Source organism: Candidatus Krumholzibacteriia bacterium (assembly GCA_035268685.1).
GTDB lineage: Bacteria > Krumholzibacteriota > Krumholzibacteriia > JAJRXK01 > JAJRXK01 > JAJRXK01.
This window is the reverse complement of sequence record DATFKK010000015.1, coordinates 33,971-57,825: the sequence shown is the minus strand read 5'-3', so window position 1 is coordinate 57,825 and position 23,855 is coordinate 33,971. Positions and strand designations below refer to the sequence as shown.

The 23,855-nt window shown below is 68.1% G+C and carries 19 protein-coding genes; 15 read left to right on the top strand and 4 right to left on the bottom strand.

What is annotated here, in order from left to right; all coding sequences use genetic code 11:
• Window positions 1-48 precede the first annotated feature (48 nt).
• From VKA86_01475 to VKA86_01420, 12 genes are all read left to right on the top strand, one after another.
• The gene (locus VKA86_01475; GenBank protein ID HKK69858.1) at window positions 49-4,227 is read left to right on the top strand and encodes a sigma 54-interacting transcriptional regulator; all 4,179 of its coding nucleotides are present in this window, start codon (window positions 49-51) and stop codon (window positions 4,225-4,227) included.
• 147 nt (window positions 4,228-4,374) lie between these two features.
• Window positions 4,375-4,725, top strand: a complete 351-nt coding sequence (locus tag VKA86_01470) for a hypothetical protein (GenBank protein ID HKK69857.1) — start codon at window positions 4,375-4,377, stop codon at window positions 4,723-4,725.
• A 275-nt stretch (window positions 4,726-5,000) separates the two neighbouring features.
• Window positions 5,001-6,149, top strand: a complete 1,149-nt coding sequence (locus VKA86_01465; protein ID HKK69856.1) for an ATP-binding protein — start codon at window positions 5,001-5,003, stop codon at window positions 6,147-6,149.
• An 82-nt stretch (window positions 6,150-6,231) separates the two neighbouring features.
• Window positions 6,232-6,933 (top strand): hypothetical protein, encoded by a 702-nt coding sequence (locus VKA86_01460; GenBank protein HKK69855.1) that lies wholly within the window; start codon window positions 6,232-6,234, stop codon window positions 6,931-6,933.
• Window positions 6,934-7,144: 211 nt separating this feature from the next.
• Window positions 7,145-9,214, top strand: a complete 2,070-nt coding sequence (locus VKA86_01455; protein ID HKK69854.1) for a serine protein kinase — start codon at window positions 7,145-7,147, stop codon at window positions 9,212-9,214.
• A gap of 19 nt (window positions 9,215-9,233) precedes the next feature.
• Window positions 9,234-10,337, top strand: a complete 1,104-nt coding sequence (locus VKA86_01450) for a DUF444 family protein (GenBank protein ID HKK69853.1) — start codon at window positions 9,234-9,236, stop codon at window positions 10,335-10,337.
• Between the two features lie 35 nt (window positions 10,338-10,372).
• A complete protein-coding gene (locus VKA86_01445) occupies window positions 10,373-11,860 on the top strand; it encodes a SpoVR family protein (protein ID HKK69852.1) in 1,488 nt (495 codons plus the stop codon).
• Window positions 11,861-12,054: 194 nt separating this feature from the next.
• Window positions 12,055-12,807 (top strand): hypothetical protein, encoded by a 753-nt coding sequence (locus VKA86_01440; protein HKK69851.1) that lies wholly within the window; start codon window positions 12,055-12,057, stop codon window positions 12,805-12,807.
• A 119-nt stretch (window positions 12,808-12,926) separates the two neighbouring features.
• The gene (locus tag VKA86_01435; GenBank protein ID HKK69850.1) at window positions 12,927-13,865 is read left to right on the top strand and encodes a transcriptional repressor; all 939 of its coding nucleotides are present in this window, start codon (window positions 12,927-12,929) and stop codon (window positions 13,863-13,865) included.
• 7 nt (window positions 13,866-13,872) lie between these two features.
• The gene (gene alr / locus VKA86_01430; GenBank protein HKK69849.1) at window positions 13,873-15,015 is read left to right on the top strand and encodes an alanine racemase; all 1,143 of its coding nucleotides are present in this window, start codon (window positions 13,873-13,875) and stop codon (window positions 15,013-15,015) included.
• A gap of 140 nt (window positions 15,016-15,155) precedes the next feature.
• On the top strand, window positions 15,156-15,806 hold the full coding sequence (locus VKA86_01425) for a hypothetical protein (protein HKK69848.1): 651 nt from the start codon (window positions 15,156-15,158) through the stop codon (window positions 15,804-15,806).
• Window positions 15,807-15,923: 117 nt separating this feature from the next.
• Entirely contained in the window at window positions 15,924-17,123 is a 1,200-nt protein-coding gene (locus tag VKA86_01420) for a DHHA1 domain-containing protein (protein ID HKK69847.1), read from the top strand.
• Between the two features lie 6 nt (window positions 17,124-17,129).
• Here VKA86_01420 and VKA86_01415 read toward each other — a convergent pair whose 3' ends face one another.
• The gene (locus tag VKA86_01415) at window positions 17,130-17,819 is read right to left on the bottom strand and encodes an HAD family hydrolase (protein HKK69846.1); all 690 of its coding nucleotides are present in this window, start codon (window positions 17,817-17,819) and stop codon (window positions 17,130-17,132) included.
• A 40-nt stretch (window positions 17,820-17,859) separates the two neighbouring features.
• Here VKA86_01415 and VKA86_01410 point away from each other — a divergent pair, with 40 nt between their 5' ends.
• Together VKA86_01410 and VKA86_01405 are read left to right on the top strand one after the other, a co-directional pair.
• On the top strand, window positions 17,860-18,723 hold the full coding sequence (locus VKA86_01410; GenBank protein ID HKK69845.1) for an alpha/beta fold hydrolase: 864 nt from the start codon (window positions 17,860-17,862) through the stop codon (window positions 18,721-18,723).
• Entirely contained in the window at window positions 18,720-19,007 is a 288-nt protein-coding gene (locus VKA86_01405) for a DUF1330 domain-containing protein (GenBank protein HKK69844.1), read from the top strand. Before VKA86_01410 ends, VKA86_01405 begins: the two co-directional genes overlap by 4 nt.
• A gap of 16 nt (window positions 19,008-19,023) precedes the next feature.
• Here the strand turns inward: VKA86_01405 and VKA86_01400 are convergent, their stop codons facing one another.
• Together VKA86_01400 and VKA86_01395 are read right to left on the bottom strand one after the other, a co-directional pair.
• A complete protein-coding gene (locus tag VKA86_01400; protein HKK69843.1) occupies window positions 19,024-20,118 on the bottom strand; it encodes a VWA domain-containing protein in 1,095 nt (364 codons plus the stop codon).
• Window positions 20,119-20,126: 8 nt separating this feature from the next.
• Entirely contained in the window at window positions 20,127-21,635 is a 1,509-nt protein-coding gene (locus VKA86_01395) for a sigma 54-interacting transcriptional regulator (GenBank protein HKK69842.1), read from the bottom strand.
• A 141-nt stretch (window positions 21,636-21,776) separates the two neighbouring features.
• On the opposite strand from VKA86_01395, the gene VKA86_01390 reads away from it, so the two are divergent.
• Window positions 21,777-22,556, top strand: a complete 780-nt coding sequence (locus VKA86_01390; protein ID HKK69841.1) for an SDR family oxidoreductase — start codon at window positions 21,777-21,779, stop codon at window positions 22,554-22,556.
• A gap of 620 nt (window positions 22,557-23,176) precedes the next feature.
• On the opposite strand, the gene VKA86_01385 is transcribed toward VKA86_01390, so the two are convergent.
• Window positions 23,177-23,845 (bottom strand): hypothetical protein, encoded by a 669-nt coding sequence (locus tag VKA86_01385; protein ID HKK69840.1) that lies wholly within the window; start codon window positions 23,843-23,845, stop codon window positions 23,177-23,179.
• Window positions 23,846-23,855 lie beyond the last annotated feature (10 nt).

The following is a 23,855-nucleotide window of genomic DNA, read 5'->3' as shown; positions in this document are numbered from 1 at the left end:
TCCGGTGCCGCTTGTCGCCGCGCGCGTGCATCTCCTAGTCTCGACCGGATGGACGCTTCGCTCTCACGCCGCTACCGGGATCCCCAGCCGATCCATGCCGGGCCCGACGTCCGGCTCGAGGTCGCACACGACCTCGTGAGTGATCGTGCCGTGTGGTTGCTGCACGCCGAGGGGCTCCAGCCCCGGGATGCGGCCGTGTCGCTGCTGTTGCGCCAACGTGTGTTCGGCGCGGCCGAGCTGCTGCGGTGGCCTTCCTTCGAGATCGAGGACGCCGGCGAAGAGACCCTGTGTACCGCGAGAGCGACACCGGTGTCGACCGAGCCCTGGATCGCGGCCTACGAACGCGCCGACTCCGGTCCCCGCGAAGCCATGCGCACCCGGTTGGAGAGCGCGCTGGCCGAACTGCTCGACCTGCGTCTACCGCTGGGTTCGATCGATCCCGTGGCACTGGTCGCCACGCCGGACGGTCCGCGCCTGCTGCCCTCGACGTGGCTGGTGCCTCCGTCGGTGCCCGACGGGATGTCGGCCGTGGACTGGTCGACGGAGGGACCCGAGCGGGCGGTGGGCGAAATCGTCCGTTTCCTGGCCCGGCGCGGGGGACCGCGCATGACGGTACCCCCCGAGCCCGTTCCTCCGCTCGTGCCCGCGGATCTCGCCGATGTCCTCGACGCGATGTCCGGAGGCGAGGCGCTGCACCTGACGGGACCCTGCCGCTCCGGGGAAGGCCTGCCGGGGATGGTGGACGACGGCCGCGGGGAGGCGCTGGCCGCTTGGGGAGCATCGCGTGGCCTGACGGTGATCCGCGCGACGCCGGATCATCGTGTGCAGGTCCCCGCCGCCGATCCGGCCCGACCGGCCCTGGTGCTGGTCGACGGGGCGGAGCGCTACGCTGACGTGGTCCAGACCCTGGACCGTCTCGTCCGGGCCCGATGGATGGACGGGCGGGAGCGCCTGGTGGTGCTCTCGCCCGGCGAGGAACTCGACGGGGTCTTCGGCCTGTTCCTGCAGGCACGGTACGGATCGGGGCTCCGGGTGCACGACTGGCCGGGCGCGCCGTCCCGCGAGGCGCTGCGGGCCAGCGGCACGGCCCGCTTCGTCCTGGACGCCCTGGCCGTACTCGGTTGCTTCGTTCCACTGGCCTTGCTCCTGCGCCTGGCGCGCCTCGACGCCGCCGGTCTGGCCGTGACCCTCGAGGAGCTGTGGCGCGAGGGCGAGGTCCGGATCGTGAGCGGCCACCACGTGAGCGAGCCACGCCGCCAGACCTCGGTGGCCCTGCGGCGTTCCCGTCGTGTCGATCCGGCCCGGGCCGGAGAACTGCGGGGGCTGATCGCCCACGATCTGCGGCACACGGGAGGGCGGGACGCCGGGGCGGCCTGGTGGCGCGCTCGCGTCGCGAGTGGAGGAGCCGATCCCGCGGATGGCGTTCGTCTGCTCCGTGAAGCCGCGCGTCGTGCCGAGGACGCGGAACTCCCGCTCCTGGCGCTGAGCGCCCTCGACCGGATCCTCGATCTCGACACCGACGTCACGGCGGACGACGTGATCCGACGGGCGCGTCTGCGCAGCGAGGCCGACCAGAGGACCGGTGACGTCGAGGCAGCCCAGCAGGGCTTGTCCGATGCGCTCGCGTGGATCGAGCGGATGCCCGACGCCGTCGACCCATCGGCGTGGGCGGAGCTGGTGTTCCGCGCCGTCCAGCTGGACTTCCACCGTTCCGACTTCGTGGCGGCCGAACGTCGTCTCGAGGACCTGCTCGCTCGTGTGCGCAACGATCTGCCGGCCGAACCGCGGGCCCTGGCCAACGCCGAACTCGCGTGGGCCCAACTGCACCGCGGCCGCACGCGCGAGGCGGTCCGGACCGCCGAGCTGGCGCTGCGCCGTCTCGATCCCCTCGAGCACGGCGCCCTGGTCGCGCGGCTGCACAACCTGGTGGGCTTCGCCCTCTACAACCAGAGCGAGTATCCGGAGTCGATCGCGCACTACGAACGGGCGTTGCGTCTGCGCGAGCAACTCGGTGACGACCTCGGCGTCGCGCGTACGCAGAACAACATGGCCCTGAGCTTCATGGCGCTCGGGCAGACGGCCGAGGCCGAGTCGGCGCTGCTCGAGAGCCTGCGGCGCAAGCGCAGCGTGGGAGACGATCTTTCGATTGCGGCGAGTCTGATCAACCTGGGATGCGTGCGGATCGAGAGCGAGGACCTCGACGGGACCGAGGACGTCGCCGGGCAGGCGCTGGAGATCGCGCGGTTGCGGAACCACCCCGAGACCGAGGCCGAGGCCCTCGGTCTGTTCGGCGACGTCGCTCTCGCCCGCGGAGACCCACTCCGGGCCCTCGATTGCTTCCAGCGCAACCTCGCCCTGTGCGAGGCGAACGGACACGACACCGAACGCCTGCTGACTCTTCGGAGGCTGGGGGCGGTGTTGTTGCAGCTCGATCGCGACGACGAGGCCGCCGAGTCCCTGGAGCGGGCGCGCACGCTGCTCGACACCCAACCGTCCCGCTTCGAGGGAGCCAAGGTCGACATGCTCGAGGCGGAGCTGCTGGTCCGGGCCGGCGAGCTCGATCTGGCGGTGGAGAGCCTCGCCTCCGCGATTCGGGGCTTCTCGACCTCGGGACGTCATCGCGATCAGATCCGCGCCTCGATCCGCCGCGCCGAACTGGAGGCCGAACGGGGGAGGCTCGAGCGCGTGCGGGCTTCCGTGGCCGAGATCCACGAACTGATCGCGCGTTTCGACGTCCACCGCCCGCCGCCCGGTCTCGGGCGGCTCGAGACCCTGATCCGCGACGACGAGACCAGGGTGCGGCCGTTGACCCCCGAGGCCAGCATGGCGCTCCTGCTCGAGTCCCTGGGGCAGACGGGGTGCGGACTCTCCGGGGCGGGTCGTCATGCGGCCGGCCTGCGGACGGCCCTGGGAGCCGAGCGCCTGTTCTGGGTCGACCCGGCGGGGGACGCCTCGGTGGCCGAGGCGCGTGGTTGGAATCCCAGCGACGCGTCTCCCCGGGTCTTGCGCGCCTCCGTGGGCGACGATTCCTTCGAGCGGCGCGACGGGTGCGACGTCTACGGCGTGCCCGGAGGGGGGCATCTGATCATCGAGCGCAGCGCCGGGCTCCGTGCCCACGAGCGCGACCTGGTTCGAGGGGTGGTTCGCGTCTGGCAGACCGTCGATGCCCTTCGGTCGACCGATGCGCCCACCGTGAGTCCGGCGGAAGCCGTGCACGCCGCGACCCCGGACGGCGACTTCGGTCTGATCGGCCGGAGCGAGGGCATGCGGCGCGTGGTGCAGTGGATCCATCGGGTGGCCCACACCGACCTCGCCGTGCTCGTCCTCGGCGAGAACGGCTCGGGCAAGGAGTTGGTGGCCAAGGCGCTGCACGACGCCGGTCCGCGGCGCGACGGCCCCTTCGTGGCCATCAACTGCGCGTCGATCCCGGCCAGCCTGCTCGAGAGCGAGCTCTTCGGACACGAGCGGGGTGCGTTCACCAGCGCGCACGCCCAGCGTGTGGGTCGTTTCGAGCAGGCGCGCGGGGGGACGCTGTTCCTCGACGAGATCGGCGAGATGCCACCCGACATGCAGGCGAAGCTGCTGCGTGTGCTTCAGGAGCGGACCTTCACCCGTGTCGGAGGGAGCGAGCAGTTGAGCTCCGACGCGCGGATCGTGGCCGCCACCAACCGGGACCTGCGGACGGAGGTGGAGCGAGGCCACTTCCGGGTGGATCTCTACTATCGTCTGAACGTCGTGACGATCGAGATCCCGCCGCTCCGTGCACGTCTCGGTGACATCGAGCCCCTGGTTCGTCACTTCGTGGCGCGCGACGCAGCCGCGTATCGGGGCGGTCCGGTGGAGGTCGATTCCGACGTGATCGAGCATCTCCGGCACTACCACTGGCCGGGCAACGTACGGGAACTCGAGAACGCCGTGCGCAATGCCCTGGTCTTCGGACAGGGCACGTCGTTGCGCCCCGAGGACTTCCCTCTGGGCTCGAGTCCGGGGGCGGCGACCGACGGCACTCTGGAGACCGCGATCGAGGCCATCGCCGCCGACGAGCGCTGGAGCGCGGACCGGCCGATCCTTCCGAGGATCGAATTGCTGTTGGTGCACGAGGTCGTCCGCCGCGTCGGGAACAAGACCCGCGCGGCCAAGCTGCTCGGCATCACCAAGCCCACGCTCTACGACCGGCTCCGGCGCTACGAGGCCCTGTTCGGCCCCGTCCGCGCGGACGAGCGCTGAGCCAGGGGATCCCCCGGGGGTCTTCCCTTTCGCACGGCGAAGCACTAAGCTGCTGGGCAGAAGCGCACTCGCGGTTCCACGTCGCTTCGCGCCGTCCCCCGGAGTTCCGCTGCGCGCACGTGTCTCTGCATCGATCCGAGGTCCACAGTGTCGACACGTCGCCTCCTCTCCGCGTTGCTCGTCCTCGCTCTCGGTGCCGCGCCGCTGGTGGCCGCGGTGACCACCCTCCAGATCGTGGTCGACGCAGGTGTGACCCCCGTGGCTTTCGACGGCCGCGACCTGGTCGTGCAGGCCAGTGCACCGGTGGCGATCGAGTTCCGGTCCGACCCCGACGGGATCGTGGCCGATGTGGCGTTGCTGCCCGGGGTCGACGGCGCCGCGGTCCGGATCTCCCTGGCGGAGGATCCCGACGAGGTGATCTTCGAAGGGTGGATCCGAGGGGCCGACGATTTCGCCGACCTGTTCTTCCACGAAGAGACGGGACGGGGCGAGCAGTAGAAAGATTGTTTTACGCTCCGTAAATTAGATTTACGGGGCTCGCCGGCTCCTGGGGCGCTTGCCATGGGTCCGACTCATCGACGAGATCGTAAGTCGTTTGGGGGAAAAGGATTCCCCATGATTTCCGGGAAGGGCTCGTCGAGGAAGATCCTGGCCCGGAGATTGCAGTTTCTTCCGACCGGATAGGCAGACAGGCCACCTTGCTGGGCCGAGCGGTCGGAAGTGTGTCAGGCATACGAGGGGCTTCCGCCGCTCGACCAGCAAGTGAGTCCACCATGCACCATCGCTCCCACGATCGCGAAGCGCTGGATCGCTCGAACGAGGAACCGGACTCCACTGCGGAGTCCGGTTCCTTCGTTCCGACCCCGGAAGACCTTCGGGCGCGGATCCACGAGGCCGCCAACTGGCTCGCCGTCCTGCGGGGGCATCTCGATCTGCTCGTGACCTGCGGAGGAGCCGGCGACGTTCGTCTGGCCGCCGCCCGGAGGTCCCTGCAGGGAGCCGAGCACGCCCTGGGCGGATGGACCGCCGAACCGCAGATGCAGACCGTCGATCTCCGCGACGTGGTGCACGACCTCGTCGAGGACGCCCGCGCGCTCTGTCCCGGGGCGCGGATCCGGCCCGAAGTCCCTCGCTCGACCTGTCCGGCGTCGACCCGGCCCGGGCTCCTGCGCGACGTGCTCCTGAACCTGGTCCGCAATGCCGACGAAGCCATGGGCGAGCAGCCCGACGGAGAGATCCGCCTGGTGGTCCACCGGCTCGAAGACGGAACGATGACGGTGGGCGTGGAGGACGACGGCCCGGGAATGGACGACGAGACCCGGCGTCGGTGTTTCGAGGCGGGTTTCAGCACGAAGGCTCCGGGGCGTGGGGTCGGGTTGGCCCGTGTGGCCGCTCTGGCGCGTGATCTGGGCTCCGAACTCCAACTGTCCACCCGTCCGGGGCGAGGCAGTCGCTTCACGCTCCGGCTCCAGGCGGGGGCGTCCGACGTGCCGGCCGAGACCTCCTCCGCCGTGCGGACCGTGCCGCCACGGGTGTTGCTGGTCGACGACGATCCGGACGTCCGATTGGTGCTCGCCGAGATGCTCGACGCCACCGGCGTGGAGCACGTGGTGCCCGTCGGTTCGCCCGACGACACGCGCACGGCCTTCACCGCCGGTGCCTTCGACGTGGTCCTCCTCGATCGACAGCTGGGCGGGGTCCTGGGAGACGTCCTCGCAATCGAGATTCGACAACTCGACCCTGCCGTGGGTATCGTGCTGCTCACCGGAGACCCCGTCACGCGGGAGGCAGCGCCGAGCCGTGCGTTCGATCGCCTCGTGACCAAGCCCCTGGGACTCGATGCACTGCGAACCTGCCTCCACGAGGTCTACGAACTCACGCGGCGGCGCCGGAACTCAGGCGCGCGACGCGGTGGCGCCTGAGGGCGGTCGCCGGCCGTTTCCGCGCGCCGGCGTCCTCCTGTTCGTCGTGGGTCTGCTCGCGGCGGTCGCTCCGGAGCCGTCGGTGGCCCAGGACGACCTGCCCGTCGTCAATGCCGTCGTGGTCGACACGCTGTCGTTGCCGTCGGCCGGTCTGCGCGGGCTCGCGTTCCGGGACTCGACCGTCTTCATGTTGATGGCCTCGAACCAGGGGATCTCGGTGCCCGACTCCGTCGGCGAGGCCGCGATCCTGCGATGGGACCGCGAGACGGGAACCGTCGACACCCTCTCGCGGGAACCCGATTCCTTCGACACCGGTCTGGCCTTCGACGGTGAGGGTCTGTGGGCCGGTGGTTACCGTGTGGGCGGTGCCGAGGCCCTGTACCGGATCGAGCGCGAGGACGGGAGTCTCAGCGCGACGATTCCGGCCGCGGGTTACCACCCGGCCGGCCTGGCGTGGGACGAGGAGTACCTCTGGCAGGTGGACGCCGACGCCCGGCAGATCGCCCGGATCGAGCCGGAAGAGGGCAAGGTGTCGCGCCGATTCCCCACCGAGGCCTTCTTCCCCACGGGTCTCGCCTACGACGGCTACCACTTCTGGAATGCCGACGCCGCCACCGGGCGTGTGATCCGCGTGCGCGCCTACAACGGGCGTGCCGACGGCGTGATCGATCCCTCTGTCCTGTACCGTCCCGACGAGTACCTCACCCTGGGCTGGGACGGACAGCTGCTCTGGACCGCTGCGGCCTCGGACAGCGTCGTGATCCGGTACGAGATCCTCCGCTGAGGGCGCCTGGCACGGGCCTCGCTCGGAGTCGGTGGGAACGCATGGTGCTTGCCGCGCGTTCGACCAACGGTCTACTTTCACCATGAGCACGCCTCGTGCGGTTCGGATCGACGCGGACGGGCGGATCCGCGCCGCGGCGAACGACGTCGCCCTCGGGGAGCAGGCGACGGTCACGAGGCGCACAGCCCGAGCCCCCGGTGGAGGACCCATCATGGTGGTGCCGAACGGACACGGCAGCTGGACGGAATACATCCAGAGCCTGCAGAACATCGACGCGTATCGCGAACAGCACTGGGAGGGATCGTTCGAGGACTACCTCGGACTGGTGCGCAACGACTGGCGAATCGTGCGCAACGCGCACCAGCGTCTGTACGACATGATCCTGGCCTACGGTCGCGACGAGTACACCGAGTACAAGAAGAAGATCGTCCACTACAACTTCTTCAACGATCCCTTCACCGACGGCGAAGACGCGATCTACGGACTCGACATTCCATTGATGAAGCTGGTCAACGTCTTCAAGAGCGCGGCCTACCGTTACGGGACAGAGAAGCGTGTGATCCTGCTGCACGGCCCGGTGGGCAGCGCCAAGAGCACCATCGTCCGGTTGCTCAAGCGTGGTCTCGAGGAGTACTCGCGCAGCCCCGAGGGCATGCTCTTCACCTACCGCTGGGATCTGAGCGGGATCGAGGGCATGGAAGAGCAGGGCTACATGAGCCCCATGCACGAAGAGCCCCTCAAACTGATTCCCTCGGAGTTCCGCGCACAGATCGTGAAGGACCTGCTCGGCGACGCGAAGACCCCGTACCCGGTGTCGATCGAGGGTGAGCTCAACCCGGCCTGCCGTCACACCTTCGACCTGCTCATGGAGCGCTACGGTGGCGACTGGACGCAGGTGATGAACCACATCCGCGTGAAGCGCCTGATCCTGAGCGAGAAGGACCGCGTGGGCATCGGCACCTTCCAGCCCAAGGACGAGAAGAACCAGGACTCGACCGAGCTCACCGGTGACATCAACTACCGCAAGATCGCGATCTACGGCAGCGACAGCGATCCTCGTGCCTTCAACTTCGACGGCGAGTTCAACATCGCCAACCGGGGTCTGGTCGAGTTCATCGAGGTGCTGAAGCTCGACGTGGCGTTCCTGTACGACCTGCTCGGCGCGAGCCAGGAACACACGATCAAACCCAAGAAGTTCCAGCAGACCGACATCGACGAGGTGATCATCGGTCACACGAACGAGCCCGAGTACCGCAAGCTCCAGAACAACGAGTTCATGGAGGCCCTGCGCGACCGCACGGTGAAGATCGACATTCCGTACATCACCAAGCTCGACAAGGAAATCCAGATCTACGAGAAGGACTACGCAAACGAGAAGGTCGAGGGCAAACACGTCGCGCCGCACACCCTCGAGATGGCGGCCATGTGGACCCTCCTCACGCGTCTGGAGCAGCCGAAGAAGGCGAACCTCACGCTGATGCAGAAGCTCAAGCTGTACAATGGCCAGAGCGTGCCCGGTTACACCGAGGACAACGTCAAGGAGCTGCGCAAGGAGGCCGACCGCGAGGGCATGGAGGGGGTCAGCCCGCGCTATGTCCAGGACAAGCTGAGCAACACCCTCGTGAGCGACGAGACCATGACCAGCATCAATCCCTTCATGGTGCTGAACGAGCTCGAGAGCGGCCTGCGGCAGTCGACGCTGATCACCAGCGAGGAACAGCGCAAGCACTACAAGGAGCTGTTCATCCCCGTGCGCGAGGAATACGAGAACATCGTCAAGGGCGAGGTCCAGCGCGCGATCAGCGCCGACGAGGAGGCGATCGCCCGCCTGTGCGCCAACTACATCGACAACGTCAAGGCGTACACGCAGAAGGAGAAGGTGCGGAACAAGTACACCGGCCAGGACGAGGAGCCCGACGAGCGGTTGATGCGCTCGATCGAGGAGAAGATCGAGATCCCCGAGAGCCGCAAGGACGACTTCCGGCGCGAGATCATGAACTACATCGGGGCCCTGGCCCTCGAGGGCAAGACCTTCAACTACAAGACCAACGCACGCCTGCAGCGGGCGCTGGAGCTGAAGCTCTTCGAGGACCAGAAGGACAGCATCAAGCTCAGCAGCCTGGTGACCAACGTCATGGACGAGGACACCCAGAAGAAGATCGAGATCGTGAAGGACCGCCTGATCCGCAACTACGGATACAACGAGGAGAGCGCGACCGACGTGCTGAACTTCGTCAGCTCGATCTTCGCGCGTGGGGACGTGAAGGGCGAGCAGTCCTAGCCGGGGTTCGGGGGGAGCCGTGGAAATCAGCCGCATCGACCGGGACCTCGGGCGCTTCCGCGACATCGTGCGTGGGAAGATCAAGGGGAACCTCCGCAAGTACATCTCGCACGGGTCCATGACCGGGAAGAAGGGCAAGGACCTCGTCAGCATTCCCGTGCCCACGATCGACATCCCGCACTTCCGCTTCGGTCAGCAGGAGCAGGGCGGCGTGGGCATGGGTGAGGGTGGCGAGGGCCAACCCGTCGACGCCGGTCAGGACGGTACGGGCGAGGCCGGCGAGGGCGAGGGAGACCACGTCCTCGAGGTCGAGGTCACGCTCGAGGAGCTGGCCCGGATGCTGGGTGAGGAACTCGAACTCCCCCGGATCGAGCCGCGCGGGAAGAACCAGATCCAGAACTACCGCGACAAGTACACCGGGATCAGCGAGGTCGGTCCGCCCGGTCTACGCCACTTCAAACGCACGTACCGGCAGGCGCTCAAGCGCATGGTCGCCACCGGGACCTACGATCCCCGGGATCCGAACATCGTCCCGATCAAGCGCGACATGCGCTACAAGAGCTGGAACCGGGTGCAGGAGCCGTCGAGCAACGCTGCGATCCTGTACATGATGGACGTGTCGGGATCGATGGGCGACGAGCAGAAGGAGATCGTGCGCACCGAGGCCTTCTGGATCGACACCTGGCTTCGTACCCAGTACAAGAACGTCGACTTCCGATTCATCATCCACGACGCCACCGCGCGTGAGGTCGACCGCGAGACCTTCTTCCACACCCGCGAGAGCGGGGGAACGAAGATCAGCAGCGCCTACACCCTGGCCGCCGAGATCATCCACGAAGACTACCCCCACCAGGAATGGAACATCTATCCGTTCCACTTCTCCGACGGCGACAACTGGGGCGGCGGCGACACCGAGATCTGCATCGAGCTGTTGTCGGAATTCCTGTTGCCGCGCGTGAACCAGTTCAGCTACGGGCAGGTGACTTCCACCTACGGCTCGGGACAGTTCAAGCGCGATCTCGAGTCGCGTCTGGGCGAGGACGAGGTCCTGGTGACCAGCCAGGTCGACAGCAAGGACGACATCCCCGAGTCGATCAAGACCTTCCTGGGCAAGGGACGCTAGGTCGGGATCGTGAACAGAGAGGCCGGTGATCGACAGTGCTGAACGTCGACGATCTCCGTCGCTGGCAGAACAAGATCGAGGGTCACGCCCTCGACTACGGACTGGACTGCTTCCAGCAGGTCTTCGAGCTGGTCGACTACCGCCAGTTGAACGAGGTCGCGGCCTATGGCGGCTTCCCGGTGCGCTACCCGCACTGGTCGCACGGCATGGAGTTCGACCGGCTGAACAAGGGCTACCAGTACGGGTTGCAGAAGATCTACGAGATGGTGATCAACAACGACCCGTGCTACGCGTACCTGATGAAGGAGAACGACATCATCGACCAGAAGTTGGTGATGTGCCACGTCTACGGACACAACGACTTCTTCAAGAACAACATCTGGTTCAGCAAGACGAACCGGAAGATGATCGACGAGATCGCGAACCACGCCTCGCGGATCCGGCGCTACATCGATCTGTACGGACTCGAGGAGGTGGAGAGCTTCCTCGACCTGTGTCTGTCGCTCGACCGCTTGATCGACGTGCACGGGCAGTTCATCGAACGCCGTCGGTCGGGTTTCGAGGCGCCGGAGGACGACCGCGTCACCGCGCCGCCGGACTTCCGGTTCCAGGCGAAGCCGTACATGGACGCCTTCATCAATCCCGAAGAGGTGATCGCGAAGCAGCGCGAGGCCTACGAGGAGGCACGCCGGGCCAAGAAGTCCTTCCCGGTGAATCCCGAACGGGACATCCTGCTCTTCCTCATGCACTACGCCCCGCTGACGGGCTGGCAGCGGGACATCCTGGGCATGGTGCGCGACGAGAGCTACTACTTCGCGCCCCAGTGGCAGACCAAGGTCATGAACGAGGGCTGGGCCACCTACTGGCACTCGCGCATGATGACCGAACGCGTGATGGACGACTCCGAGATCGTGGACTTCGCCGATCACCACTCCGGAACGGTGGGCGGCCAGGGCTTCAATCCCTACAAGATCGGACTCTACCTCTTCCGCGACATCGAGGACCGCTGGAATCGCGGTCGCTTCGGCGAGGAATACGAAGCCTGCGACAGCTTCGAGGAACGCAAGCGCTGGAACCGTCAGCTCGGCCTGGGGCGCGACAAGATCTTCGAGGTGCGGAAGATCTACAACGACGTGACCTTCATCGACACCTTCCTCACCGAAGAGTTCTGCATGGAACACCGGCTGTTCGTCTACCAGTACGATCTCGACAAGGATCAGTACGTGATCGCCAGCCGTGAGTTCGACAAGATCAAGAAGCACCTGCTCGCCCAGTTGACGAACGGGGGGCAACCGCTGATCTCGATCGTCGACGCCGACTTCGAAGGGCGGGGCGAGCTGCACCTCGAGCACGCCTTCGAGGGGATTCCCCTGGACATCCGTTACGCGCAGGCGACGGTCCAGAATCTGCAACGGCTCTGGCAGCGGCCCGTGCACGTCGACACGGTCTACCAGGAGAACAAGATCCGGATCCGCTGCGACGGAGGCGAGCCGAAGGTCGAGCAGCTGGGTGAGGCGGCGTGAACCAGACGATGTCTTCTGTCCACGTGCGGTGACGATTCGCACGGGTGCGTTGACATACGTCCGTCCGGATGGCTATACGAAGGCTGTGCACCGGATCCGTTGCGAGCTCGGCCCGCCTCCCTCTGCCGAACCGTGAGCCTCCGCCGGTGTGTGTGGACGCCTCCCGCGACCACTCCCGAGACCGGAGGTCCCCATTGAGAACCCGAACGGGCATCACGCCCTTCCGCACGCTCCTGTCCCTCTTCGTCCTGACCGTCGTCACCGCCTGTGGCGAAGAGCCCGTCGACATCGTCACCACGGAACCGCCGGAGCCCGACGTGGCACCGGGACTCGAGAAGATGATCGCGTCCGTGGACGCCTATTTCGACCACCTCGAGCTCACCGGTGCCCTTCGGGGCGACTCGGCGGATCTCCGCCGGGCCAGCCTGGACTTCATCGATCGACACTTCGCCGACGACCCGGAGGCTCGCGCGGCGGCCCTCGAGAGCTTCCACCGCGCCTCCGAGGGTGACTCGTTCCCGCGCAGTGGCGCGGAGTCCCCGAGCCCCGGGGTGCAGAACGCACTCGACGAGATCGATGCCGCGGTGGCGGGCACCGGCGACGTCGCGACGTTCTGCCGGTGGGCGACGCGCAAACGGATCACCCTGACGTCGGCACCCTGGACGGTGCAGGAGCGGCAGGCGGTCCGGCTCTACCTGGACGTCCAGGAACGCGGCTTCGAGGCGATCGCACAGCGTGGAACCGTTCTCCTGCGGGAGGACGAAGGGCTCCTCCCCTGTGTGCTCGGTGTCGTCGGAGACAGTCTGCGCGCTGGCCTCATGGGCGCCGGTGTCGGAGGAGGACTCGGTCTGGCCGGCGGGCCCGTCGGCGTGGGCCTGGGGGCCGGAGGCGGTGGCTTCATCGGGCTGCTCGCCGGCGCCATGTCGGGTGCGGCCGACCACTGCTGACCGGCGATTCCCGACACGGGAGCGGAGGGACTCGAGGTGCCCTCCGCTCCCGCTCGCTTGACACCTCCCGCGAGCGGGCCCACTCTGGGCCGACGATTCCCCAGCCCCGCGTCGACGCCGTGAACCGAGTGCAGCCCGAAGCCCAGGATCCGCGCAGCGAAGCGCTCGTGGCCGCGTTCCGCGACTACCTCTCGCGCGAGGGCATGAAGACCACGCGCCAGCGCGAGCTGATCGCGGCCGAGTTCGCTCGGGTCGAGGACCACGTCAGTGTCGAGGACCTGCTCCTGCGGGTGCGCGAGCGCGATTCCTCGATCGGATACGCCACGGTCTACCGCACGCTGAAGCTGCTGGTCGACGGCGGGATGGCATCGCTGCGGAACTTCGGCGAGGGCTTCGCGCGTTACGAACCGCTCGACGAGGACCACCACGACCACCTGATCTGCCTGGTCTGCCAGACCATCGTGGAGTTCCACGACGAGTTCATCGAGCGGCGGCAGGAGCAGGTGGCCGAAGACCTCGGCTACCGGCTCACGCACCATCGCCACGAACTCTTCGGGGTGTGCCCCGCCTGCCTGGAGGAGCACGGCCGGGCGATCGTCGACGAACTGCGGCCCTCCCCGCCCGACGACGTGGCGCCGGACCTTCCCGCGGCGTTCCGGACGTACCTGAACCGCGAGGGCCTCAAGTACACGAAGCAGCGCGATCTCATCGCCGAGCTCTTCGCCGGTGTCGAGGACCACGTGAGCGTCGAGGATCTGCTGGGCCGTGTGAAGACGCGGGACTCCTCGATCGGCTACGCCACGGTGTACCGTACGCTCAAGCTGTTGGTCGACTCGGGGCTCGCGGCCTGTCGCCACTTCGGCGACGGTCTCACGCGGTTCGAGCCCCGTGACGAGCAGCACCACGACCACTTCATCGACGAGCAGACGGGCGACGTGAAGGAGTTCCGCGACGAGGCCATGGAACGCCGGCAGGACGAGATCGCCCGTGCGCACGGTTTCGCGCTGGTCCGCCACCGTCAGGACCTGTTCGGCGTGTCCCGCCCGGCCTCGGGTTGAAGCGGTCATGAGCAACCAGTGGATCGAGGTCGACGCGTCGCGGTTGGCCGCCAACGCAGCGGCCTTTCGTCGTCGGATCGGGCCCGACGTCCTGCTCGCCCCGGTGGTGAAGAGCAATGGCTACGGGCACGGCCTGGAGCGTGCCGCGCGGGCCTTCGTCTCGGGTGGTGCCGACTGGATCTGCGTCCACGCGCCCCACGAGGCATTTCGCGTTCTCGACCTGCGCCTCGACCACACCGTCCTGATGGTGGGTCCCTGGGACACCGAGTCGCTGGCCGAACTCGTCCGCCGGGGTGTCCATCTCACCCTCAGCGTGCCGGGGCGTCTGGATGCCGCGGTCGCTGCCGCGGCCGCCGCGGGACGGCCCGCGATGCTCCACCTCAAGGTCGAGACCGGCACGCACCGGCAGGGCATGGACCTGGACGGGCTCCGTAGCTGCCTCGAACGGATCCGGGGGGAGTCCGGTCTCGAGTTCGTGGGCCTGCACAGTCACTTCGCCAACATCGAGGACACCACCCGCCACGACTTCGCTCGCAGTCAGATCGCGCGTTTCGACGCTGCGTCGGACCTGGCGTGCGACATGGGCCTCGAGCCACGCGTGCGTCACATCGGGTCGAGCGCGGCTGCGATCCTGTTCCCGGAGACGCACTACGACATGGTCCGCCCGGGGATCGCGGCCTACGGCTACTGGCCCAGCCGCGAGACCCTGATCAGCGCGCGGGAACAGGGCGCCGCCGGCCTGGTCCTCGAATCCGCTCTCACCTGGAAGAGCGTCCTGACCGAGATCAAGACCGTTCCGGCCGGTGGCTTCATCGGCTACGGGTGCACGCACAAGGTCGAGGTCGACGCCCGGATCGCCATCGTTCCGGTGGGCTACGCCGACGGCTACCGCCGCACCATGAGCGGCCGGGCGTACGTGCTCGTCGAGGGTCGCCGCTGCCCGGTTCGCGGGCGGGTGTGCATGAATCTGATCATGGTCGACGTGTCCCATCTCGACGATCCCCGCGACGGCGACGAGGTGGTCCTGCTCGGGTGCCAGGGGGACGAGGAACTCACCGCGGAGCAGCTCGGCGAGTGGGCCCAGACCATCCACTACGAGATCGTCGCGGGACTGTCGCCCGAGATCGAGCGACGCGACGCCGTGGTCTGAGGCGGTGCGGTGCCCCGGGGGCTCCGGCGGCGAGATTCTCCGCAGCTTCCCTGTAACCTTCTCCGCCCGCGCCCGTAGTCCCGTCCACGAACTGCGCGGTGCCGCCGTGGTGTCCGCGCCCACACCGGGGAGGTCCGCCCATGAGAATCCGTCGCAACGCCAACGCCGCCGTGGGAGTCGCGCTGCTCGTGATCGGCGCGGTCGCCCTCCTCGCCGGGATGGACACGCCCGCCACGGGCGGCGACCGGATCGTGATCCTCGGCGACGACGGCCGCGTGGTGCACGAGGTCGACACCCGCGAGATCGAACGTCTGGCCGAGGACATGGGCGAGCTCGGAACCGGGATCGCCGAGGACGTGATCCGGATGCTCGAGGACCTGGACCTCGACATCGATGTCGAGGTCGACGGACGCTCCCGGGTCTGGGTCCACGGCGATGACGGCGCCCCCACCCACTTCGACGCCGAGCGCTTCGAAGAGAACATGGAACGATTCGCCCGTCGCCTCGAGGAACGGCTCGAGCACCTCGACGATCAGGACTTCGAGCACCTGGGCCGCATGGCCGAGCGCATCAGCCGGCGGGTCGAACGGCAGGTCGAGCGGGCGCTGCGGGACGTCGAGCGTCACGAGCGTCGCGGTGGCCGGGACCACCTCGATCGCTATGATCGTCGCGACGAGCGCGAGGCCGGTCGCTCCGACGACTCGGCCGACGCGATCCGCGACGAGATCCGCGTGCTCGAGCGGGAACTCGAACGTCTGCAACGACGGCTGGAGCGCCTCGAGGATCGCTGACCCCTCCACGAGCGGAGAGCGCGGAGCCCCCGTGCGCGCGAGCGTGCGGGGGTTTCGTGTGTGCGGCCGAGCGCTTACCCTGACCGGTCGACCGTCGCCCCGGACCCGGAGTGCCCGATGACCCGACGCCTGTACTACGACGACGCCTACCGCACCGAATTCGACGCCGTCGTGCGCGACGTCGTCTCCGGACAGGGAGGGCTCAGCCACGTCGTGCTCGACGCATCGTTCTTCTACCCGACCAGCGGCGGACAGATGCATGACACCGGAACCCTGGGCGACGCTCGGGTCGTCGACGTGGTCGAAGGAGACGACGGGACGATCGTCCACGTGGTCGAGGGCCCGGCGCCGACGGCCGGGTCGACGGTGCACGCGACGATCGACGCGGAGCGCCGCGCGCACCACCGCCAGCAGCACAGCGGTCAGCACGTCCTCAGTGCGGTGTTCTTCACCCGTCTGGGACTGCAGACGGTCAGTTCCCGCCTGGGCGAGAGCGGCAACACCCTGGACCTGGCCACCGACTCCCTCACCGACACGCAGCTCGACGAGATCGAGGACGCCACCAACCACTTCCTGTGGGACGCCCGGCCGGTGCACGTGCATCAGCTCTCACACGACGAAGTGGCGGCCATGGGTCCGCGCAAGATCTCGAAGCGATCGGGACCGATCCGGGTGGTCGAGGTCGAGGGTGTCGACCGTTGTCCGTGCGGAGGTACGCACGTCGCGAACACGGCCGAGGTCGGGCTGGTGGTGATCACCGGTACCGACAAGATCAAGGGCGGCACGCGCGTGAACTTCTGGTGCGGCGACCGGGCGCTGCACCATCGCCGCGAGCGGCAGCGCTGGCTCGATGCCGTGGCGCTGCGCCTGACCACCGGAGCCGAGTTCGTCGACGCCACGGTGGAGAAGCTGATGCGCACGTCGAAGGAGCGCCTGCGCCGGCTGGAGGCCCTTGCGCGGGAGCTCGTGGCGGCGCGGTGCGAGCGGTGGTGGGCCGGGACCGAGCCGCAGGACTCGGGCGTGCGCGCGGTGATCCGGGAGCTCGACGAGGACGAGGCCCTGGCGGTGCCCACGGCGGTGCGGCTGTTGACGAAGCACGAAGGGACCTTCGTCGGACTGATCACCGTCGACGGCGATCGGGGTGCGCTCACGGTGGCGCGGAGCGACGACCTCGAGATCGACGCGTCGACGGTGCTACGCGAGGTGCTCACCCCCGTCGGGGGGCGCGGGGGAGGCCGCCCGGATCACGCACGCGGAGGTTTTCCGGCCGCAGAGGTCGATGCGGTGCGGCGGGCGCTGGCCGCAGCCGTGGGCTGACCTCCCTCATTCGAAGGCGTCGATCACGTCCACGAGTGCGGCGAAGCGTTCCACCGTGGCGTCCGCGTCGACGAACTCGTCCGGTTCGCCGAAACCGTAGACGGCTCCGATCGTCCGGCATCCGACGGTCCGCCCGGAGACGAGATCCTCCTCGCGGTCCCCGACCATCACCGCCCGGGCCGGAGCGACGTCCAGTGCTGCCAGGGCACGACGCAACATCGCCACCTTGAAGGGTGGGTCCGCGCCCGCCGGGAGCTCCTCCTGACACTCGGTGAACGCGAAGCGGGATCCGAGTCCCAGGTGGTCCAGGGCGGCACGGAAGTAGGGAGCCTGGGCGTTGCTGACGCAGGCCAGACGACGTCCAGAGCTGCGAAGGGCATCGAGAGTGGGAAGGACCGCGTCGAAGGTGCGCCCGTGGCCTTCGCGCAGCGCATCGACTTCGTGTCGGGTCGCCACCTCTTTGACCTCGTCGGCCAGATCCACTAGCTTCCGCGGCAGGACCGTGCGGAAGTATTCGCGCGCGGGTCGTCCGAGCGCGGCACGCAGCACCGACGGATCCACGTCGATCCTTCCGTGCCCGTGCCGTTCCGCCACTTCACGGATTCCCGTGGCGACCGCTCCGATCACCGCGGTCCCGGAATCGACGAGCGTTCCGTCGAGGTCGAAGACGACGGCTTCCACGCGCGTTCTCGTCATGCGAGCTCCATCGCTTCGTCGCCACGGCAGCGGGTGCATCATGGCCACGCGACTCGAGACCATCGAACTCAGGACTCCCGACGACCTCCCCCTGCGTCTCGACCTTCGGGTCGATCCGGAGCGGCCGCCGCGTGCGATCGTCATCGTCGCCCACGGCTTCAAGGGATTCAAGCGCTGGGGATTCTTTCCCGACCTCGGCGAGCGACTGGCCGCGGCCGGCTTCGCGTCGATCGTTCTCGACTTCTCGATGAACGGGATCGGAGACGACCCCGAACAGTTCTCCCGACTCGACCTCTTCGAGCGCAACACCCTGACCCGCGAGGTCGCGGATCTCGAGCAGGTGCTCGAGTGGGCGCGGACGGAGGCACCGATCGATCCCGGAGCGCGCACGGCGAGAGCCGGACTGCTCGGGCACAGCCGCGGGTCGATCCCGGTCATGGCCGTGGCTTCGGAGCGTCCGGAGGAGGTCGGCGCGGTCGTGACCTGGAGTGGTGTCGGCCGCGCCCTTCGCTACACCGAGGGGCAGCTCGAGCGCTGGGAGGAGGATGGGGTGATGGAGTTCACCAACGCCCGCACCGGCCAGCGCATGACCATGTCGTGGGACTACGTGGTCGACGCCCGCGAGCACGCCGGCCGCGTCGAGCCCGCCCTGTGCGCCGAGCGCATGGAGGTGCCGCACCTGATCCTGCACGGAACGCGCGACATGGCCGTGCCACTCGACGAAGCTCGTCTGCTGCGTGCCGGTCGCACGCCCGAACAGGGGTGCGAACTGGTCGAGGTCGAGGGCGGCACGCACACCTTCGGCGCCGTGCATCCCTACGAGGGGAGCACGCCGCATCTCGACCGTGTGTTCGGAGCCACGCTCGATTGGTTCGACCGCCACCTGCGGGGAGGAACGCCGTGAGTGCCTACGTGATCGTCGACATCGCCGTCAGCAATCCCGAGCGCTACGAGGACTACAAAGCCATGGCTGCCGAGAGTGTCGAACGCTACGACGGTCGCTACGTGGTGCGTGGTGGGCGATCGGAGCCGCTCGAGGGAGCCTGGGAACCGCAGCGGGTGGTGGTGCTGGAGTTCCCCACCTACGAGAGGGCCAAGGCCTGGTGGTCGTCGGAGGACTACCGCGAGGCCAAGGCGCTACGACAGGCGGTCGCCGAGTCCCGGATGATCGTGGTCGAGGGCGTCTGACGCCGCGTCGCGGAGCTCAACGCATCCGCCCGCGCCGGTTGCGGACGAAGTCCACGAGCACGAACTCGCCCAGGTTCCCGGCTTCGCTGAAGTAGGCCTTGCCGTGGTTCAACTCGGTGAGCCGGTGCACGAACTGCTGCAGGTAGAGATCGCTGGCGATCATGAACGTGGTGATCGGGATGCGTTCCTTGCGCAGCGCCACGGCCTCGTCGAGGGTCTTGTTCACGATCTTCGGGTCGAGGCCGAAGGTGTTGCGGTAGATCACCCCTTCTTCGTCGGCGATCACCGTGGGTTTGCCGTCGGTGATCAGGATCACCTGCTTGTTGCTGTGCTTTCGCCGCCGCAGGATCTTGCGTGCCGCCTGCAGCGCGGCACGCGTGTTGGTGTGGAAGGGTCCGACCTGCACGTAGGGCAGCTCCTCGATCGACACCGGGAAGGCCTCGTTGCCGAAGAGGACCACGTCGATCGAGTCCTTCGGGAACTTCGTCCGGATCAGTTCGACCAGCCCCAGGGCGACCTGCTTCGCGGGCGTGATCCGGTCCTCGCCGTAGAGGATCATGGAGTGGCTGATGTCGAGCAGTAGAACGGTGGCACAGTTGGTGAGGTGCTCGGTGTCGTGCACCTCGAGGTCCTGCTCGCTCAGGTGCAGGTTCTGCAGGCCGGCCCGGCGCAGGGCGTTCTGGTAGCTGCGTCGGAAGTCGATCTTGCTGACCTCGTCTCCGAAACGCCACTCACGGGTCTCGCTCGTGGCCTCCCCGCCGCGGCCTTCCTGCGGCAGCCGGTGGTCGCCGCCGCCGCGCTTGCGCAGTCGGCCGAACATCTGTTCGAGCGCCGTGCGGCGCAGTACGCGTTCGCCACGCGCCGTCAGGTCGAAGCCACCCTCGTCGTTGGCGCGGATCTCCTCGCGCCCCTCGAGATCACGACGGAACTGTTGCAGGTCGACGTCCTGCGGGAGGTAGCCCTGTTGCTGCAACCGTTCCATGATTCGCAGGGCTTCGTCGACGTCGCCCGCGGTGACGGTGACGAGGTAGTGGAAGAACTTCCTCATCTGGTCGAAGGAGACCAGGTCCTTCCACAGTTCGGGATCCCATTCGAAGTACTCGTAGAGCACGCGGGTCCTCAGTCGTTGCCCATGCCCTGCATCATGCGCAGGAGCATGTCCGAGTAGAAGGTGTTGCGGTCCAGGTTCTCCTTGGCCACGAAGCTGCTCTGGAAGAGACCCTCGAGCACCATCTCCATGGCCGGGTGGACATCGCGTTCGTCGACGTCGTCGACGTGCTGACGGACGAGCTCCTCCAGGCCCGGGACCGCGTCGAGGGCTTCCCGGTACTCGGACTCGCTCATCCGATCTCCGAGCCGGACTCGTGTCCCTCCACTGAAGTGGCCGGTGACACTGCCGTAGATCGACGTGTCCAGCTCGGAGCCGTGCGACGAGGTGTCGTCGTCGAGCGCCGTGCGTTCGCGTCGACCGCTCCGTGCGGTCGGATCGGGGAAGACGTCGACGAAGGCCCGCTGCACCGCCTTGCCGATGAGATTCCGGCAGATGGTGACGGCCCCCTCCTGTTCGCCCTCGTAGGCCAGCTCCATCTTCCCCACCAGGGCCGGGATCATCGAGTCGAGGTCGCAGACGCGCACCGTGGCGGCGTCCGGGCCGTGTTCGGCCACGCGACGCTCCACGTTGCTGATCAGGTTCTCGTAGGCGCTGATCGACGCGCGGGCGCTCACGCCACTGGCGTGGTCCACGAACTCGCTCTCACGGGCCAGGAAGACCACCTCGTCGACCACACGGCGCAGGAAGGAGGGGATGTGCACCTCCAGGTCCCGGTCCTTCCAGCTCTCCTGTTCGGTGATCTGCATCGCCTGCGAGAGGACGAGCGGGTAGTGCGTGTGGATCTGGCTGTCGATGCGATCCTTCAGCGGCGTGATGATCGAACCGCGGTTGGTGTAGTCCTCTGGGTTCGCGGTGAAGACCATCTGCACGTCGATCGGCAGGCGCACCGGGAAGCCGCGGATCTGGACGTCTTTCTCCTCCATGATGTTCAGCAGGCCGACCTGGATCCGGGGGGCGAGGTCGGGCAGCTCGTTGATCGCGAAGATACCGCGGTGTGCGCGGGGGACCATGCCGTACTGGATGATCTCCTCGTCGTCGAGGTGACGGCCCTCGCTGGCCGCCTTGATCGGATCGATGTCTCCGATCAGGTCGGCGATCGTGACGTCGGGCGTGGCCAGCTTCTCGACGAAGCGATCCTCGGGTGTGACCCAGATCACGGGGGTGTCGGGACCCGCCTCGGCCACGATCCGGCGGCCCACGGCACTGACCGGATTCATGGGATCGTCGTGGAAGGGGCTGCCGTCGACGGCCGGGACGAGCGGATCGAGGAAGGCCGTCAGTCCGCGCACGAGGCGGGTCTTCGCCTGCCCCCGCAGACCCAACAGGATGAAGTCGTGGCGGCTGAGCAGCGCGTTGATCAGCTCCGGGATCACCGTCCGGTCGTAGCCGACCACGCCGGGGAAGAGCTCGCTGCCCTCGCCCAGACGGCGCAGTACGTTGCGTCGGAGCTCGTCCTTCACCGCCGACGGGCGGTAATCGGTGCGTTCGAGCTCGCCGAGCGTTCGGATGTTCTGCATGGTGGCGCCAGGGGAGGAGAGCCGGGGAAACGCTCAGGTGCGCGACCCGGTCGACAAGGTATACACTCGTGGGACGCACGCAGCGCCGATCCCCCGCCGGGCGGCGCCCGCACCACGGTGTCCCGTACGGGAGTACGAGCAGTGTCCGACGAAAGCTCCTTCGATCGCAACCCGTCCGCGGATCCAGACGCCGAAGCGGCGCCCGTACTGGCCCTGGTCACCGGAGGGGCCCGCCGTCTCGGCGCCCGCTTCGTGCGCGCCCTCGCGAACGAGGGCTTCGACGTGGCCTTCACCTACCACCGCAGCGGGGAGCAGGCCCGCCGTCTCGTCGACGAACTCGACCGGGACGGCACCGAGGCAGGCGCCTACGAGACCGATCTGCGGTCGACCTCGGCGATCGAGGGCCTGGTCGACGCGGTGGAGGGGGACATGGGCCCGATCGGCCTGCTGGTGAACAATGCGGGTGTCCTGCTGCACGCCGACGTCGAGGCCAGCGGCGCTGCGGACTTCGACGAGAGCATCGCGGTCAACCTGCGTGCGCCCTATCTGCTGTCGCTGGCGTGCGGTCGCCGCATGCGGGCCCGGGGGGAGGGATGCATCGTGAACGTGGCCAGCACGGGAGGGCTGCGCCCCTACCGCCAGCACCTGTCGTACAGCGTGAGCAAAGCTGGACTCGTGATGACCACCCGGTCCCTGGCGCTGGCGTTGGCGCCGGAGGTCACGGTGAACGCCATCGCACCGGGAATCCTGCGGCTCGAGGGCGAGGAGGACGGAGGCGATCGACCGCCGGCCGGCCGGATCCCCCTGGGTGAGTACGGCGACCCCGACGATGTCGTCGACGCCCTGCTCTACCTGGCGACGGCCCCGTACGTGACGGGTCAGGTGTTGTCCGTCGATGGCGGATTCTCGCTGCGCGGATGAGTCCCCGCTCGTCCCGCGCTGCGTCGGGAGCATATTGACCGGGCAGTCATCGACTCCGTAAGTTCACTCCACGGCAGCGTCGACGTGGCCAGGTCGCCTATCCAGCCCTCCGCGCGCGCTCCCGTGAGGACCCGACCCGTCTCGCCCGCGGGTGATGGTCGCACCGCCTGACGCGATCCCACTTCCGGTCGAGCCGCCGCGGTCCACGAACACGACCAACGGCCGTGCTCCTGTCGTCCGGGCCGATGGCCCGGGACGGCGCACGTCGGCCCACACCATCGCCCTGCGCCCTTCGCCGGCGTCGCCTGCACGAGTACGGATCGTCGTCCCGAAGCGGGCACGCGAGTGCGACCGACCGCGGTCGCACGACGCCCGCCCCGAATCCACCCTCGGGTGGATCCGTGTCGTCGAGGCAAGGCATCGGAGTCGATCCGTCTGGGGAAGAGTCGCGTCGGAATCCGATGCTCGGCCGCGGCGCACGACCGGGAGCCGGGGAGTGGGTGTGTGAGGTGTCTCACCGCAGGGAGCATCCACTTCCCGGAACCCATCCATCTGGGCCATGCATCCGGGTTCGGCGACCCGGAACCGAGGGCACCCTCCGCTCCTGCCGGGGGGTGTCCTCACGTGTGCTGTTCTCGGTCTCGCGCGAGCAGCCGGTCGGCGGCGTCGAGCAGCGTTCCGATGTGTTCGAGGACGCCGGCGACGTCGAGCGAGGCGGGGATCCAGTGCGAGACCACACGATGGGTCGTGTCGACCACCGGTGCGGTCTGCGTGTCGACGGGTCGATGCCCGTTGGCACGGAGGTCCCGTTCGACCGGGAAACGGTCGTCGGTCGCGAGGTCGAGAGGGGCGTGCTCGGCGAACACGTACGCCGCCCAGACCACGGCTTCGTCGACCGCGACGACGACACCCCCGGCCTCGGTGAGACCCCGGGCCAGCGCCCCGGGTTCGGGCAGCACCGAGACCGGTTCGGTGACTGCGGCATCGCACAGGGTCTTCGCGGCTCCCATGCCTCCGGGCACGACGAGCACGTCGATCTCGTCGGGGCGGATCGCCGCCGCGGACTCGATCACGCCTCCGGTCAACCGCATGGCCTCGTCACGGGCCCGACGGCCGGGTCCCCCCACGACGCCCTGTGGGCCCACGACGTCGTGCTGTTCGACGTCGGGGGCCATGGGCACGAGAACGTGGCCCTCGCGGGCCGCCACGAGGCGCCAGAGCACGACCTGCGTGGGGTCGCTGCCGTCGAGCGCCCCGCAGCCCGAGAGCAGAAGGCCGATACGCAGCACGTCGGGTCTT